Source organism: Streptomyces sp. NPDC093225, assembly GCF_044753805.1.
Classification (GTDB): Bacteria; Actinomycetota; Actinomycetes; order Streptomycetales; family Streptomycetaceae; genus Streptomyces.
Window position 1 is genome coordinate 60,802 of the sequence record NZ_JBIVNX010000011.1, and the last position, 15,190, is coordinate 75,991.

20 protein-coding genes are annotated in these 15,190 nt (G+C 70.6%); 7 read left to right on the forward strand and 13 right to left on the reverse strand.

Translation table 11 applies throughout. The features are described from left to right. Positions 1 to 63: 63 nt before the first annotated feature. Together ACIQCH_RS12855 and ACIQCH_RS12860 are read left to right on the forward strand one after the other, a co-directional pair. Entirely contained in the window at positions 64 to 288 is a 225-nt protein-coding gene (locus tag ACIQCH_RS12855; protein ID WP_402580696.1) for a hypothetical protein, read from the forward strand. Positions 289 to 384: 96 nt separating this feature from the next. Further along, positions 385 to 1,428, forward strand: coding sequence for a tetratricopeptide repeat protein (locus tag ACIQCH_RS12860; protein WP_402580697.1), 1,044 nt, complete (start codon positions 385 to 387; stop codon positions 1,426 to 1,428). 239 nt (positions 1,429 to 1,667) lie between these two features. On the opposite strand, the gene ACIQCH_RS12865 is transcribed toward ACIQCH_RS12860, so the two are convergent. The 8 genes from ACIQCH_RS12865 to ACIQCH_RS12900 all read right to left on the reverse strand — a co-directional run bounded on the left by ACIQCH_RS12865 (position 1,668) and on the right by ACIQCH_RS12900 (position 6,421). Then, positions 1,668 to 2,159: a hypothetical protein gene (locus ACIQCH_RS12865; RefSeq protein ID WP_402580698.1), complete on the reverse strand. Its 492-nt coding sequence runs from the start codon at positions 2,157 to 2,159 to the stop codon at positions 1,668 to 1,670. A gap of 306 nt (positions 2,160 to 2,465) precedes the next feature. Then, positions 2,466 to 2,948: a hypothetical protein gene (locus ACIQCH_RS12870; RefSeq protein ID WP_402580699.1), complete on the reverse strand. Its 483-nt coding sequence runs from the start codon at positions 2,946 to 2,948 to the stop codon at positions 2,466 to 2,468. After that, positions 2,948 to 3,151, reverse strand: coding sequence for a hypothetical protein (locus ACIQCH_RS12875; RefSeq protein WP_402580700.1), 204 nt, complete (start codon positions 3,149 to 3,151; stop codon positions 2,948 to 2,950). The genes ACIQCH_RS12870 and ACIQCH_RS12875 overlap by 1 nt, the downstream gene beginning before the upstream one ends. 279 nt (positions 3,152 to 3,430) lie before the next feature. Then, the gene (locus ACIQCH_RS12880; RefSeq protein WP_402580701.1) at positions 3,431 to 3,883 is read right to left on the reverse strand and encodes a hypothetical protein; all 453 of its coding nucleotides are present in this window, start codon (positions 3,881 to 3,883) and stop codon (positions 3,431 to 3,433) included. After that, positions 3,880 to 4,554: a GGDEF domain-containing protein gene (locus ACIQCH_RS12885; protein ID WP_402580702.1), complete on the reverse strand. Its 675-nt coding sequence runs from the start codon at positions 4,552 to 4,554 to the stop codon at positions 3,880 to 3,882. The genes ACIQCH_RS12880 and ACIQCH_RS12885 overlap by 4 nt, the downstream gene beginning before the upstream one ends. 90 nt (positions 4,555 to 4,644) lie before the next feature. Then, complete coding sequence (locus ACIQCH_RS12890) at positions 4,645 to 4,944, reverse strand: hypothetical protein (RefSeq protein ID WP_402580703.1); 300 nt, start codon at positions 4,942 to 4,944, stop codon at positions 4,645 to 4,647. A gap of 119 nt (positions 4,945 to 5,063) precedes the next feature. Continuing rightward, positions 5,064 to 5,450, reverse strand: coding sequence for a hypothetical protein (locus ACIQCH_RS12895; RefSeq protein ID WP_402580704.1), 387 nt, complete (start codon positions 5,448 to 5,450; stop codon positions 5,064 to 5,066). Beyond that, entirely contained in the window at positions 5,447 to 6,421 is a 975-nt protein-coding gene (locus tag ACIQCH_RS12900) for an AAA family ATPase (RefSeq protein ID WP_402580705.1), read from the reverse strand. Before ACIQCH_RS12900 ends, ACIQCH_RS12895 begins: the two co-directional genes overlap by 4 nt. Here ACIQCH_RS12900 and ACIQCH_RS12905 point away from each other — a divergent pair. The 5 genes from ACIQCH_RS12905 to ACIQCH_RS12925 all read left to right on the forward strand — a co-directional run bounded on the left by ACIQCH_RS12905 (position 6,362) and on the right by ACIQCH_RS12925 (position 12,474). After that, on the forward strand, positions 6,362 to 7,831 hold the full coding sequence (locus tag ACIQCH_RS12905) for a site-specific integrase (protein ID WP_402580706.1): 1,470 nt from the start codon (positions 6,362 to 6,364) through the stop codon (positions 7,829 to 7,831). The genes ACIQCH_RS12900 and ACIQCH_RS12905 overlap by 60 nt on opposite strands. A gap of 77 nt (positions 7,832 to 7,908) precedes the next feature. Beyond that, positions 7,909 to 9,576 (forward strand): hypothetical protein, encoded by a 1,668-nt coding sequence (locus ACIQCH_RS12910; protein ID WP_402580707.1) that lies wholly within the window; start codon positions 7,909 to 7,911, stop codon positions 9,574 to 9,576. Further along, positions 9,573 to 11,687: an integrase gene (locus ACIQCH_RS12915; protein ID WP_402580708.1), complete on the forward strand. Its 2,115-nt coding sequence runs from the start codon at positions 9,573 to 9,575 to the stop codon at positions 11,685 to 11,687. The genes ACIQCH_RS12910 and ACIQCH_RS12915 overlap by 4 nt, the downstream gene beginning before the upstream one ends. Further along, a complete protein-coding gene (locus tag ACIQCH_RS12920) occupies positions 11,684 to 12,133 on the forward strand; it encodes a hypothetical protein (RefSeq protein WP_402580709.1) in 450 nt (149 codons plus the stop codon). Before ACIQCH_RS12915 ends, ACIQCH_RS12920 begins: the two co-directional genes overlap by 4 nt. A 104-nt stretch (positions 12,134 to 12,237) precedes the next feature. Next, complete coding sequence (locus tag ACIQCH_RS12925; protein ID WP_402580710.1) at positions 12,238 to 12,474, forward strand: DUF2283 domain-containing protein; 237 nt, start codon at positions 12,238 to 12,240, stop codon at positions 12,472 to 12,474. An 82-nt stretch (positions 12,475 to 12,556) separates the two neighbouring features. On the opposite strand, the gene ACIQCH_RS12930 is transcribed toward ACIQCH_RS12925, so the two are convergent. From ACIQCH_RS12930 to ACIQCH_RS12950, 5 genes are all read right to left on the reverse strand, one after another. Beyond that, positions 12,557 to 12,973: a DUF5958 family protein gene (locus tag ACIQCH_RS12930; protein WP_402580711.1), complete on the reverse strand. Its 417-nt coding sequence runs from the start codon at positions 12,971 to 12,973 to the stop codon at positions 12,557 to 12,559. Positions 12,974 to 13,026: 53 nt separating this feature from the next. Then, positions 13,027 to 13,227: a hypothetical protein gene (locus ACIQCH_RS12935; RefSeq protein WP_402580712.1), complete on the reverse strand. Its 201-nt coding sequence runs from the start codon at positions 13,225 to 13,227 to the stop codon at positions 13,027 to 13,029. A gap of 124 nt (positions 13,228 to 13,351) precedes the next feature. Beyond that, the gene (locus ACIQCH_RS12940) at positions 13,352 to 14,008 is read right to left on the reverse strand and encodes a hypothetical protein (protein WP_402580713.1); all 657 of its coding nucleotides are present in this window, start codon (positions 14,006 to 14,008) and stop codon (positions 13,352 to 13,354) included. A gap of 129 nt (positions 14,009 to 14,137) precedes the next feature. Next, on the reverse strand, positions 14,138 to 14,650 hold the full coding sequence (locus ACIQCH_RS12945; RefSeq protein WP_402580714.1) for a hypothetical protein: 513 nt from the start codon (positions 14,648 to 14,650) through the stop codon (positions 14,138 to 14,140). 17 nt (positions 14,651 to 14,667) lie between these two features. Further along, positions 14,668 to 15,111 carry an RRQRL motif-containing zinc-binding protein gene (locus ACIQCH_RS12950; protein ID WP_402580715.1) on the reverse strand — a complete coding sequence of 148 codons (444 nt, stop codon included), beginning with the start codon at positions 15,109 to 15,111 and terminating at the stop codon, positions 14,668 to 14,670. Positions 15,112 to 15,190: the final 79 nt, after the last annotated feature.

Here is a 15,190-nt window from a genome sequence, read left to right on the forward strand (position 1 = left end):
CATCGGACCTTGACCCTGGCTGGGTCACAGTCATGTCCGGGGCGGCGGCTAGGGTGCGGGATCGTGGACGCTGCTGATCTTGATCGCCAAGCCCGGACCCTGTCCGGCTGTATCCCGCCCGCGCTGGTCGCCCGGCTTCTTGACCTCGGCCGCGAGCGGGAGGTGGAGTTCCAAGCCGGGCGCGGCGAGTGGTTCTGCGCGCTGGATTGGGCACGGCTGCTCGGTGATCGGCAGCAGTACGAGCACGCACTGAAGGTTCTCGCTCCGTACGTCGCGACGGGATGGTAGCCGGCCACCCGGGCCCAGGCAGAGCTGCTGGAGAGGTGGGGGCGCCCGCACGAGGCGATCGCGCTGTCCCATCCTCATGCGCAGGGCGGCGATCGGATGGCGCTCGAGTTCGTAGGGCGCCTACTCGCCCGCCACAACCGCGGCACCGAAGCCTTCGAGCTACTGCGCCCCGGAGTCGCTGACTGGTTCCTCGCCGCCGCCTTGGTGGACGTCGCCGAGACAGCGGGCCGCGACGAGGATGCCGCCTCGCTGCTCGCCACTTGGATCCCCAATGACCACCGATGCGACACACCATGGTGCTGCCCCAGTGGCCTCGACCCCGACACGGCGGTCGGCCTGCTCGCCCAGATCCGGGAGCGCCAAGGCCGCACCGACGACGCGATCGCCCTGCTGCGCACCAGGCACGTCACGTCCGTCAACGGTCGTGACCAACTGGCCGATTTGCTGGCAAGACGTGGCCGGATCGAAGAGTTGCGTTCGTACGCGGCCTCCGAGGATCACGGGCACGCCGCGCAGCGCCTGGCCGAGGTGTTGGAGGAGCGAGGCGACGTGGAGGGCGCGATCGCCGTCTACCAGCAGGAGGATGCCTCCTCGACCCGCAGCCACCACGACACCGTGCTGCTTGCAGGACTTCTGTCTCGTCAGGGCCGGGGCGACGAGGCGATCGCGGTGATACGCGCCCTGGTGGACTCCCCTGGCGGCGGCGAGGACTGGATCGTCGACACCCTGTGCACCCTGTATGCCGAGCACGGCCGTGCCCAAGAGGGCCTGGCCCACCTCGACGCCCTCAAGGCAAGCCGTGACGGCGAGGAGGAGTGGGACTTCTTCATGATGCGGCTTTCACTGCTCGCTGGCTGTGGCCTCATCGACGAGGCGATAGAGCAGGCACGGGCACACCACGAAGGCGAAACCTGGTACGCGGCCTGGTCCCTCTCAGACCTGCTTGCCAAGGCCGGGTGCACCGAGGAAGCGGTCGCCGTCCTCCAACCGCACCCAACCTCCAACAGCTGGGTCTTGACCCAACGCCTCATCGACCTCGGCCGCATCGAAGACGCCATTCGAATCCTCCAGAACCAGTTGAGCACCGAACCGGCGCGCGATCCCTGGGCCGGCAGATTCTCCGACGAACCATCTTTGTGACGCTGCTCCGCATCGCTGCTTCTACTGGTGTAGGCCGCGCTCGAATCTCGTGGAGACTGCTCCACCTTCGGTGAGACCGGTCACCGGAGAGAGGCCCGCGCGACGCGGCTGATAACTGAGTGATCAGTCCACGGGGCGCCATTGCCCAGCCGCGCCGACAGATGCGCCTGAACTCACCTACGAAGCACAACAAGGCCCGGCTCCCCGCAGGTGATCGCGGGGAGCCGGGCCTTCGGCTGTCAGACCGCCCAAGTAGCGGGCACCCCTGTCACCTCCGCGACAGCAGCGGCGAGGAGGCAGGTGACATCAGCGTCGTGCGAGTCGGTGTAGCTGTCGTAGTCGCTGGCGTCGAACGCGGTGTCCTTCGGGGTGACGGTGAAGCTGGGGATGAGGAAGGCGGCGCGGCGTGCCAGCTCGGTGTCGAGGCGGTCGGCATCGCGGGAGGCGAGCCAAGTCTGGGTGTAGTGCCCAAGGCGCAGCAGGGTGGTGTAGCTGGTGTCGTCGGTGCGGCGGGCTTCGACGTGAACGCTGTAGTGGGCGGGGGCCATGCCGGCGTCGTGGGGGAGGGGCAGGCACGGCGGCGTGGGGGAGTATCGCGTAGGCCGGCTGCGAGGATCGCGATCGTTTCGCAGCGTAGCCAGCCAGCCACGGTCGGTGTAGCCGAAGTGGCAGCCGTGGAGGTATCCCGCGGCGTGGTCGGTGTCAGGGTGGACCAGGGCCACAGCGATCACCTGGGCACCGTGGTCATCGCCCGGTCGATGGTGCGCCGTGCTCGATGAACGGGCCGATGCACACAGCGGCGTCCTGGGCGCGGCCGGATGCCCAGGGATCCGGGTCCCGTACGGCCGCGAGCATCGCGCGAAACTCATCGCTGGCGGCCTGGTCCCCAGGGGTGAGGGCGTCTGGGGAATGACCGCGGCGGTGGAGGGCCAGTGCCCTGGCGCGCTGGTTGGCGCGTGCTCCACCGGCGGCGCGGAGCCCAGCGGTCCGCGGCGGGTGCTCTGGGACGGGTCGGGCCTACGTGCTGGGGGTGGCCATCAGTCGTCACCGCCGTCCACGCGCTCGTGGATGTCGATGAGGGTGGTGATGGCGTCGGGGTTGTCCGCCAGGCCAACCCACTGCCCGAGCGTGCTGAAGACGGGGACCTGGTCGCGGTCGGCGTTGAAGATGACGACGTAGTCGCCGTACCTGTCGATCACCATGTCCTGCAGGACCGGGACGAGCGCGGTGTCCAGGACCTCCAGGGCGTCGACGGTGAGCCGGGCGGGCTCGCCGGGCCCCGCCGGCTGAAGCAGAGTGCCAGTCGCGCGGAGCAGGTCGCCGGGCTGTATGCCGTTCAGCAGCTCGTGGGTGATGCGGGGGTCGCCGCTGGTGCAGGTGACGATCGTGTCGGGGGCGTCGTCGTCGAACGCTTCGATGTTGGCGGGCCGGACGACGACGTCGAAGGTGACGGTGTCGCGCGGGCCGGGGACGGGGATTGCGTCGACCCAGCCGTCGACGGTGCAGTGCTTGGTGTCCATCAGTTGGCCTCCGCCAGGGTCTCCGTGGGGCGAGGGGAGCGGGGTCGGGTGGTGCGCTGCGCGATGTCCAGCAGCTCGCGGTTGCGCCGCTTCTGGGCATCGGTGAGCGGGCGGGCCTGCGCGCCGTGGCGGTGCCAGAGCGGGGAGGCGGGCGGCTCGGGGTAGGCGGGGGCGTGGTCGACGTCGCGTTCGGTGCTGCTCATGGGGGCCTCCGTGTGGAGGGGAAGTTCAGGCGTGGTCCTTGCTCTTGCCGCTCTTGGGCGGGTCGGAGACGAACCGGGTCTCGCCGGGGTGCGCCGCGTTCCAGAGCTCCGCGCACGTCTTGTGCACGGCTTCTCCATCGTGGGACCTCAGCGGAGTGGTCTTCCGGCACAGCACGCACCGCTCGGGCAAGGCGAAGCGCCTGCCGTCGTGCCAGTCCAGGAGTCGGACCGGCACGGCGGGCGGCTCGGGCGGTGTGGGTGCGGGGCGACGGCGGGTGCTCACGGACGCAGGTCGGGCAGCTGCTGACGCACCTGTGCGACCAGGTCCTCGGTGGGCTTCCAGGGCCCGAGCTGCCCGCGTGCGGGGATCGGCAGGGCGAGCTCCTGGACGTCGGTGAGCTCCAGGTGCCACAGGCCGGGCTCGGCCCACTCGGTGCAGGGCGGGGAGCCGTCCGGGTCCTGGTGGCAGCCAGTCAGCCGGGCGACGCCGATCACGGCGCCGGTCGGCAGGTCGCGGCCGCGGATCGTGCGGGCGACCAGGGGCAGGCGCAGGGCGGGCCGGTCGGTCTGCTGGCCCGCGTGCAGCAGTACCAGGCCGCGCCAGGACCAGGGCTGCGGGCGGTTCTCGATCGTCTTGGCCCCGGTGACGATGGAGGTGGTCCACGGCTGCTTGACGCTGATTCCGCGGATCCAGTCGCCCGCCGGCGGAAGGGTTCCGGCGTGGGTGCTCATGCCGCCCGCCCCCAGGCTGCCGTGCCCGGACGTCCGGCCCGGCGTCCGTTGATGGACGGGAGCGTGGTGTGCGCGGCGGTGGCGAGGTGGGCGCGGTCAGATTGCTTGCCGTCGTACAGGGCGGCGTCGGCTGCACGCTGCAACACGGTCAGGTCGCGGGTGCCGAGGACGCCGGTGCTCGCGGCGCCGACCGAGGCGGCGACGTTGACGGGGCGGCCGTCCTCGAGGACGACGGGGGTGTGCAGCATCCGGACCAGCTGCGCGAGGCCCTGCTCCAGGAGCGCGGCGGGCACCTGGACGACGACGGCGAACTCGTCGCCTCCAAGGCGGCCGACGGACGCGCGCGGGCCCGCCCACGCGGTGAGCCGGGCGGCGGTCGCGGCGAGGACGGCGTCTCCGGCCGGGTGCCCGAAGTCGTCGTTCACGGCCTTGAAGTGGTCCTGGTCGACCATGAGCACGGCCAGGTCGTCACGGCGGGCCAGGAGCCGGCGGGCGCGGGCGGTGTAGGAGTCGCGGCGCAGCAGGCCGGTCAGCGGGTCGCGGCGGGTGGCGGCGAGCTGCCTGTGCAGGGTGACCGCGTGGACCGCCCAGCCGGTCAACGGCACGGCGGCGGTCGTCAGTAGGAGGGCGCGCTGGCCGAACCGGCCCTGAACGCGCGGGAGGGACGACATACTTGGGTTCTCCGTCTCGTCTCGTACGGGATGGATGGGCCCGGGGCAGCCGACGAAGCCGCCAAGCAGAGCGGCTGTCCCGGGGCGGAGCTACAGCGCGAAATCGCTGCGGGTCGTCCAGCTGACGGGGTTGTGCCAGAGGGTGGCCGTCGCGGCGGGCCACTCCATCTGCCAGCCGGGCCGAAGCCCGGCCACTCCCCACTGGTCCGGCTGCCTGCCGGGAACCATGAGTCCGGCCGTGTGCGCGGCGAGCGCGGCGTCGTACACCTCGTGCGCGCGGCGCAGGGCCGCGGCGGGGGAGTCGGCGACGCAGGTGAAGACGTGCACACCCCGCCGGTCGGGGTGGGCGGTGTCGTGTATCGGGACGTCAACCTCGTAGGTGCGCAGCATGACGTCCAGCTCCTTTCTGTGCTCGGTGGTGAGGGGCCACCGCGACCGCCTCGGCCCCGGCCGGATCGGCAGGGGTCGGGGCGGCACGGAAAACCGTCACGCGCGGCAGGGCCGGTTCGTCACGGCCGGGACCCGCGGACGTAGTCGATGGCGCTGGCGACGTGGGTGTTGGCCATGAGGCTGCCGCCGTCGTCGATCCGGTCCCGGAGCTCGTCCAGCCGCATCCATGCCGTCGCGAGCTGCTGCACCAGCCACGCCTCATCGCTGGTGGTGTCGTTGCCAAGTCGGGCTGCGATCGCGGCGAGGTGGTCGGCGTCCTGGTGGCCGGCCTCCAGGAAGGCGTCGGCCCGGCGGACCTCGTCCTTCGTGAACGCCTCTCCAAGGCGCCGGATAGCGTCGGCCTCGGGGTCGTCGGCGTACTTGGCGTAGCCGCGCAGGTGGACCGCGAGGCGGGCCAGTTCCCAGTCGGTCCGGCCGGGGTTGTTGCTCTCCTGGAGGAAGGTCATCGCGCGCTCCCGGCAGTCTCGCGCAGCGCTTCGTCGGCGTGGTCGTCGTGCTCCTGGTCCGCGTCCTCGAGGCCGCCGTGGACGGAGCAGACGATGTCCTCGCTGTCGTCCAGCTCGCCAGCCAGGGCGCGGGCGAGGCAGGTGACGCTGTACGCGGGCGCCCAGGCGTAGCCGGTGCATTCGTCGTCGTGGGGGCAGGGCAGCGCGACGTCGAAGCCGTAGTCTCCCTGCCCGTCGACATTGGTCCGGAACGCGAGGGTGAGGTACTGCTGGCCGAGGCGGATCTCCGCGACGCGGTCGCCGCCGGCGGCCGTCGAGCCGGGCTTCCACCGCCACAGCGGGAGAACCTCTTCGCCGAACACCCGGCGGACGAGCAGCATCTCGCCCAGGCCGTCGCCTCCGTCCAGCCCGAGGTCGGCTTGGCGGGCATCGCCCAGCCGCTGGAGGAACGGGAGCAGCTGGCACAGGCTGTCGGAGAAGAAGACCTCGTTGAAGCCCTCGGCCAGCAGCTTCGGGTGGGAGCGGACCATCGCCGTGTGTTGTGCGCGGACTGTGTCGTCGGGCACGGTGCGGTTGGCCGGTCGCGGGCCCTGGCGCTCCACACACACGGAGACCGGGGTGGAGACCACGACCGCGATGGCGGGCATGTGGTGCCGTTTGGCGGCGGCGACCAGCGGCTCCCTGGTCTCGGGGGTGACGTTCGTGGCGTCCACGACGGTGACCCGGCGGCGGCGCATCCGGGCTTCCAGGAGCAGGTGCAGGGCGGTGACGGCGTCGCCGGTCGCGTCCTGGTCGCCGGCGTCGTCTTCCCTGTTGGATCGACGTGTTGAAGCGGATCGAGCAGGGGTGGACGCATGCCGGGATGGCGTACGTACTGGGTACCGCAGGGCCGCCAGATGGAGGGGGGCCGGGTGCCAGCTTTGAGTGGGTGGGAGAACCTGGCCGAACGTGAGGACCGGGTGGGCATTCATCCGGGGGATCCCATCCTTCTTTCTCCGGACTACCGGATCGACGAGGGGCTGAGCAGGTACCTGTGCCGGTCGTCCTTCGCTCGCCTTGCGCAAGAGACAAAGCGGAACTACACGGACGACTACTGCCTGTTCTTCGACTTCTTATGGCGGCGGGGGAGGTCGTGGCGCCAGGCCACGGCGGATGACCTGTGGGACTTCGAGGACTGGCGGACACGCTCTCCGCGGAATCCGCGCCGGGTCGGTGGAGCCCGGTGGAACCGGGGACTGGCCGCGCTGACGCGCTTGTACGAGTGGGCGGTGCAACACGAGTACGTGATGGCCAGCCCGGTACTCATGCGTTCGATGGCCGGGCGTACCGGCGAGTCTGTTCTGGTGCCGGCGGCCCGGGCAAAGAACGCGCGGACCAGCGAGGTGCGCTGGCTGACGCCGCGTGCCTTTCGCCGCTGGGTCGAAGTCGGGCTACGTGGTCACGACGCCGACGGTGTGCCGTCGGCCGGGTGGGCGGGGCGGCTCGGCGACCGCAATGGTGCCTTCGCTGATCTGTTGTTCTCCTCAGGGATGCGGCTGACGGAGGGGGCGTCGCTGCTGACGGTGGAGGTACCACGTCTGCGGCTGGAGGGGGGTCGTTACTACGTGGGGCGACTGGCCCGGATGGTGACGAAGTCGAAGAGGGCGCGCACGTTCTATGCCTCTGGTGTGGTGGTAGGCGAGGTCGAGGGGTACGTCGAGTCCTCGCGGGCCCGCGCGGTGAGGCGCGCGCAGACGTTGGGCCGCTACGACAATCTGCCGATGCGGCTGGTGACACACGAGACGGGGCGGCACCGGCGCGTGTTCCACTGGCGTGACCGGGACGGGGTAGTGGGCCAGACGCCGCTGACTGAGGCGACGGTCTCGGAGCGGATGGTCATGTTCGCCGAGGGCCCGGCAGGCCCGGAGCCGCTGTGGTTGTGGCTGAACGAGTCCGGCCTGCCGTTCCGCCCGGCTTCGTGGGAGGGGGTATTCCGCGCCGCGAACGAGCGGTGCGCGACGGTGCTGTCTCCTGCGATGAGCGAGTCTCCGTTCTGCACGCCGCACATGTGTCGGCACAGCTTCGCGCTGGTCATGCTCGTGGTCCTCAACCACGTCATGGACCGCCGGATGGGGCTGACGCCGGAAGAGCGGCGGGACTTCCGCCTGCTGTACGGCGATCCGTGGCGGATGGTGCAGGACCTGCTTGGCCATGCCCAGCTGGAGACCACGAGATCGGTCTACCTCGCTCCGGTCGCCGACCTTCAGCTGCGATCACTGCTCGCGGACTTCGTGCCCGCCGGCGGGACCGTGGCGGAGGAGGAGCTGACGGGGCTGTTCGCCCGGCTGGCCCGGGAGAGCGAGGGGATCCAGGACCTGGACGAGCGGTTGGCGGACCGGTGAGCCGCCGTGGTCGCTCGGCCGCCTTGCCCGATGGTCAGCATCAGCGTCCGACCGTCCTTGAAGGGGACGGGCTGGTCGTGGAGCACCGGGACGCGCAGGGCAGGGTGCGCCGCTACGACTTCGGCAGGCTGCCCGTCCCGGAGGATTTCCAGCGGTCGCTGGCCGCGCTGTACGTGGCCAAGTGCGCCCCGGGCGGGGGCTGGGACAGCATCGAGTCCAGCGAGGCGAACTGGTATCTGATCAAGCCTTTCGCGGAGTTCCTCGCAGGTTTGGACGATGTGCCGCAGGACGTGGACCGGCTGACGGCGGCGCAGTGGACAGCGTGGCGGCTGAGCCTGCCGCCACGGACGAACGGATACAACAAGTTCGCCGCCGTCGCCGGGCTGCTCCGGCTCGATCCGCGGCTCTCCGCGTCGGTGCGTGAGGCAATGGCCAGCCGGTTCTTCTGGTCCAGGGGCCACGACCCTGCCTATACGCCGGAGGAGTTCAGCGAGATCCGGCGGGTCGCGCGCCGGACGTTCCGCTCGGCGCTGTTGCGGATCAGGGAGAACAGCGAACACCTGGCGTCCTGGCGTGACGGCAGGGTCCCCTCCGACAGCGACGCGTGGCTGCTCGGTGAGGCCTTGGATGTGCTCGCTCGCACCGGTGATGTCCCGCTGTACCAGAAGCCGAGTATCCGCAGCAGGGTGCTGCGCCGCTACCGGCCCGTGCTGGGTGGGGACGGCGCACAGTACACCTGGAAGCGGCTCCACCTCAGCCGCAAGGAGACGGCCGCGCTGGCGGTGCTGATCGCCGTGGAGCTCGGGCTGAACGCCACCACCGTCTCCGAACTGCCCGTGCCGCGGACGCTGCCGGGCACGGCCGAGACAGGTCGGCCTGTCTATCGGCTGGAGCTTGAAAAGCGGCGTCGCAGCGGGCACCGCGGGCGCTTCGAGAGCCGCAACATCACCGACTTCGGCGCCGACTCGCCTGGCCGGGTGTTCACGGAGGCGCTGGAGGCGACCGCTCCCGCCCGTGCGGCGGTCGCAGCCATGGACGCGGGTGTGGACCGGTTGCTGGTGTGGCACCAGACCACGCCTCATGGGGCGCAGGCGTATCCCGGTGAGGAGCGGGTGGGCCCCTTCGGGTTCGGGGTGAACGAGTTGTCCGGTCGGGCCTGGGCGAAGTCGGTGGGGCTGTCGGGGTCGCCGATGCGGCGGATCCGTCGGACGGTGAACGTGCTGCACCGGCGCGAGGCCGGGCAGAACACCCAGGACACCCATGATCGGGTCTACGTGCTGAGCGAGCCTCAGGCACGGGAGGCGGCCGTGCCTGTCATCGCCGACGGGGCCTTGGAGGCGCTGGACTTCGCCCGCCGCACCGTGTTCACGGCCCGCCTTGGCGGCCAGCGGGAAGACGGCGATCGCGAGACGGTCACGACTGGCTGCACGGACTGGGAGAACAGTCCGTTCACCCCGGCGGGGCAGGGATGTGCCGCCTCGTTCCTGCTGTGCACGGCCTGTCCGAATGCGCGGGTCACCCCCGCCCATCACCCGCGGCTGGCGCGTCTACTCCAGGCGCTGGACAACCTTCGCGGCGTCGTTGAGCCGGCCGTGTGGGAGACGGACTGGGCGGATGCCCATGCCCGCCTCACCGATCTACGCGGCCGACTCGGTGCACCGGTCTGGCAGGGAGCGCTGGAGGCGGTCACGTTCGCGGACCGCGCACTCATCGACCAGCTCCTTCAGGGGGACTTCGACCTATGACTTCTCTGCCCGCCGACCTGCCTACGGCTCCCTCCTGGGACACCCCGGTCATCGCGCCGTCGCTGGTCGTGGCACCGGGGCCGGTGCCGGTGTCGATCTACGCCGACGAGGTCTGGTCGCTCGCCCCGCTGGTCGCCAACCCCAGCGCCTATCGGCCCAGCCTGTACTGGGCGCGGTTTCCCGATGCCGTGCGGCCGCAGATGCGGCTGGCGGCCTGGACGATGATCAATACGCCGCTGCCCGCGAGCGTGCTGGTCGGGCATCCGGCCTGGCACTCGCGCCTGGGGCCGCACGGGCTCCGCGACACCGTGCTCCGGTGGCAGTACTTCACCACCTGGCTGCACCAGCAGGAGCTGGGCGGTCTACACGAGGTCACCGACGAGGCCCTCGCCGCCTACGCCGGTCACCTGGCGCGGCGGCCGGGGGCCGGGCGGAGTTCGGTCACAAAGGATCTGGTGGCCCTGACCCGGCTGTGGGCCTTCGACACTGCCAGCGGTGTCCCGGGCGGCATGCCGATCCCGCCTTGGCACCAGCAGGGTATCGACGACTACCTGCCCGCTGCGGCGGCCGGGCGGGGCGAGAACGCCACCGAGCCCATCTCCGCGGCCACGATGGGGCCGCTGCTGGTCTGGGCGCTGCGGGTGGTCGACGACTTCGCCGACGACATCTTCGCGGCCCGCGCCGAGAGCCGCCGGCTCGCCGAGGCTGCGGAGAGCACGCCGGGCACCCCCGAGACCAGGGCCCGGCTCAAGCGCTACCTTCAGGACCTGATCGACCGGGGTCTGCCGGTGCCCAGCAGGCACAACGCCGGCCACCGCCATGCCCTGGCCAACATCTACATCGCTGCACAGGCGGGCTGCCCGGCCACGCAGGTCAACTCCCTGCTGGCCACTGCACCGTGGCAGCACCTGCTCCCGTACGTGCGGGACAACCCAGGCCCCTGCCCCTTGGCACTCCCGGTCACTGGCCGGATCGACGGCGAGCCGTGGACGGAGTTCATCGACTTCACCGAGACCCGCCAGCTGCTGCGGCATGTGGGCACCGCGTGCTTCATCGTTCTGGCCTACCTGACCGGGATGCGCCCGGCGGAGGTACTGGGCCTTGAAACGGGCTGCTGCCCCGACCCGGTATCGAGCCGCCACCTGATCTACGGGCGGGTGTTCAAGAACGCCTCCGACGAGGACGGCAACCACCACTCGGCCGGGCATCCCCGAGAGGTCCCCTGGGTCGCGATCCCGCCCGTGGTCCGGGCGATCCGGCTGCTGGAGCGGATCGCCCCGGACAACGGACTGCTCTTCGACGCGGCTGCGCACTCCTTTCACACCGTCCCCACCGCCTCCTACACGTCGATCAGCAACGAGGGGATGCGCTCCCGCATCGAGGGCTTCGTGGCCTGGGCCAGCGAGTTGGCCCGGCGCCTGGAGCGTGAACACGAGGTCATCCCGGACGACCCTCACGGAGCGGTCGGGCTGGCTCGCTTCCGCCGCACTCTGGCCTGGCATATCGCGCGCCGCCCCGGCGGGCTGGTGGCGCTCGCCATTCAGTACGGGCACATGCGCACCACCATGAGTGGCGGGTACGCCGCCCGAGGCCGCGGCGGCATCCACGAACTGCTCGACGTCGAAACCGCCCGGAGCACCGCCGAGACCCTCACCACGCTCCACCAGGACCTCACACGGGGAGTAGGTATCTCCGGGCCAGCCGCGCGCCGCGCGATTCATGCCGCGTCACAGGCACCCACCTTCGCCGGGTCGATCCGCACCCTCCGCCAGGCCCGGGACCTCCTCGGCAACCCGGCCCTGACCGTCCACGACAATCCGGGTGCCTTGCTGATGTGCGTCTACGACCGGGAGCGGGCGCTGTGCCACCGGCTGGAGCCCGTCGACGCACCACGGCTGGACCGGTGCCGCCCGACGTGCGCGAACGTTGCGCGGACCGACCACCATGCCGACCTGCTTCTCCAGCACGCGCGAGATCTGGAACAGCAGGCCGCCTCGGAGGCGGTACCCGGCCCGCTGGCCGACCGGCTGGCACGCCGCGCCGGACAGCTGCGGGCTCTGTCCGATCGTCACGCCCACGAATGCATCCGCACCCAGGAGCCGACATCATGAGCCCAGCCCCGGACGAACGGGAACGCATCCGTACGGCAATGGACCGAATCTTGGATGACAGACACGAGCACTCGAGTGGCGCTCTGACGATCGTTGCGCTCGCAGCCGAGGCTGGAGTACCGCGTAACGCTCTGACCCAGCGCCACACCGATCTCAAGAACGAGTTCTACAACAGGGTCCGCGCACGCGGGGACGTGCCGGACAGCGAGAAGCGTCTACGCCGACAGATCCGGCGTCTCAAGGAGCTGCGGGCTGCGGACACCGAAGAGATCACCAGGCTCAAGGCCGATGTCGCAGCCCTCGTCGGCGCCCTGCATCAGTCGACCACCGAGAACCGGCTGCTGCGTCAGGAGCTGACCGAGAATTCTTCCGTGATCCGGCGGCTGCCCAAGCAGCTGCCTGGACGTGACACCGCACCCGCCGGACCACCCGACGTCTCGTGCTAGTCCAGCAAGCCGGTCGGGCCTGCCCTGCGATTTTCGACGTCAGTACCCTCTCCGGAATACCAGGACCTGACGCCCCAGGTCGGCGAACAAAGGGGAGGCCAGCAATGCGGATCGAGTACGACGCATCGGCGAATATGGCGTACATCTATCTTGTCGACAAGATCGCCCCAGGCGAAGCCGTCCGGCAAGTACCCGCCGAGGACAACACAGCGATACTCGACTACGACTCAGACGGACGGCTTCTGGGCATCGAGCTGTTCAGCGCCCGACGCCGGTTGCACCCGGAACTGTTGTCGAGCGCCGAGAGGATCGATGGTGAACCACGTCAACCGAGCGTCTGATTCGGTAGCCCGTCATCGAGCGGGATCTGCGCTATGGCCTGGCCATGGCGTCATCCTCAGACGCTGACGCAACCCTTGATGATCACGCGATGGCCGCTCCCGAATCGGGATTTTCCGCCAACTGGTGCCAGGCATGACCACACCCGTCAGCGCAGAACCGCTCCCGGCGACGCTCGTCCGCCACCCCCAGTAGCGCAACCAACAGCCGAAATGCCTTCACACGTTCGTCCTGCGGCAAATTGATGATCTTTGCCAGCTGCACGTTCAGCTGCCCACGCGTGATCAAAACCGCCGGGGTATACGTCGGCCGAAGGCCAGCGCGTCGCACGCTCTCGGGACCGTCCTCCTCCGTCGCGCGGGCCTGCATGCAGTGTCCGCACAGATCCCGCAAGACCTCGAACTGGTTCTCAGCCGGCAGAGCTTCGAACCACTCGACACCCTGCTCGATCGGCCGCAGCCCCTGCGCGAGCATGTTCAGCATGACCGTGCGCTCGTCCATCCGTCTCCCTCTCCGACTCGGCCGAGGCGAATCGCCCCCCGTGGGCCATCGAATCAGATCAACATGCAGAACTTGACAGAGAACTCGTCCGAGACCATCGCCCGGAACGCGTCGAGCTCCAGCACCTGGGAGGGGGACCAGGTGGAGGCGAAGGCCGACTTGCCGGAGCCGGCAGCCCCGATCAGGACGACGACGGCCGGGTCGGGGATGGTCGTGTCGAGCGGCTGGAGCGTGGCGTTGAAGGTGCGGGCCATGAGCGCGAGTTCTCCTGTCGCGGGTGTGCGAGGCCGTTGGACGGCCGGGGCCGGGCTGTCCGGTCCTCCGCACCGCCCCCGGACTCCGCGCCGTGCGCGGACCAGGGGGCGGCACAGAAAGCCGTCAGACCGTGCTCGGCTCCACCGCGTCGAGGTCCTCGGCCGTCTTGCGGGCGCGCGGGACGAGGTCCTCGAGGATGTCCCGGACGTTGGTGACGGAGACCGGCGTCGGGTCGTCGGCGGTCAGGAGCGTGTAGCGGTGCTCGGCGATGCCGCGCTCGTTCTCCTCGCGGCTGTAGTGCAGGACCGTGCCGGGGGCGAGGTAGTAGCTGGCCTCGCCGTTGATGTAGCCGCGCCACCGGCCGGGGTTGCTCAGCAGCTGGTCGCTGAGGTCGATGCGGTAGGCGGCCTGGGCGGCGCAGCGTGCGGCGTCGTCCTCGGCGGCCGCGGCGACCTGGTCGACCGCCTCGCTCAGGCCGCTCGGTACGGCGACGCCGCGGGCTTCGGCCGCGCGGGTCTGGGCGGCGGCCCGCATGTCGGCGACGTCGGCCTGGGCGAAGCGGCGGCGCAGCGGGGCGAGCACCGCGTCGGCGACCGTGGTGAAGAGGAAGGTGCCGCCGAGGGCGACGGCGCCGGTGGCGGCCAGGCGCAGGTCGGCGTCGAAGGTGGCCGGGTAGTAGGTGTAGCCGGCCACGGCGCCGCTGGCGGCACCGGCCAGCATGGTGACCATGTCGGCGCCGTCGAGCAGGGCCTGGATAGAGCGGCGTACGGAAGCGCGCACAGCGGGTTCCCTTCGGGATGGGGTGAGGGCGGCCCGCAGAACTGCAGGCCGTCTCAAGGCGGGTCAGGAGGGTGGTTCGTCGTGCCCGGCCGGGCGGCGCGAGCGGGGGGTGGGCGTGGGAGCGGCCGGTTACCGGGTCTTCGCGCCGGTGGTGGCGATCAGGGCGGCGACCGTCTCCCAGCCGTGGTGCCAGGCGCTGTCGAGGTGGAAGGCCCCGTTCATGCCGAAGTCGGCGAGCTTGTAGAAGCCGCTCTTGCCGGTCTTGGTGGCGAGCTTCTCCAGCAGGCCCTCGCCCGGGACGCGCCGGTCGGCGGCGTAGTGGGTGCCGAATGACACCGCGAGGGCGGCCGCGGCGGCGGCCGGGTGGACGCGGATGCCGAGCGCGCGGGCGCCGAGCCCGGCGACGATCGCCTGGGTGGCGGTGTAGGTCAGGCAGTGGTGGAGGCACGCCTTGCGGCCGTCGGCCGTGCCGTGGACCGTCTTCTTCTCGGTGTCCGGGTCCTCGTAGGTGACCGGGTGGTCGTCGGAGGCGCCCTTCACCCGGGCGCAGAAGTCGTTCTGCACCCAGAAGTCTCCGATCGCGCTCCCGGCACGGGTCAGTCCGAGCACGGCGGCAAAGACGGCGGGACGGTGAGCCTGCATGAGGTGGTCCTCTCGGTTCAGGCGGCTCGCAGGTGCGGGGCCGGGGGAGCGAGGTAGGAGGCGGGGTCGGCGGGCGTGCCGTCGTGGCACTCCAGACACGAGCCCAAGGAGCGCAAAGGGATGCAGTGGAAGTAGCGGCGGCGGCAGGTGCCGCAGGTCTGGCGCTTGGCCATCGCCTTGTCGAGCGCCGCTTCCTTGGCGAGAGTCATCGGGAACTTGGGCTTCGCCAGGTCGATCCGGTACAGCCACGCGAACCGTCGGCCGCCGCGGCATTCGATGCGGGCGACGGGCTCCTGGCCGCCGGGGCGCAGGCCCATCTCCCGCAGCTGGCGGCGGGTCACGAGCCCGGAGCCGGCCTGGCGCCACCGGAAGACCGGCAGCGATCCGTCGCCGGGGTCGTGCGGGTCGACGTCGACCAGGTCCTCGTCGGTGTCGCTCCTGTTGGTGCCGTGAGTGCGCATGCACTGCCTCCCTTCACTGAGAAAGCGCCTCCGTGTTGCGATACAAAGTAGCGATACAAGAAAGCCATGCGCAAGCTTG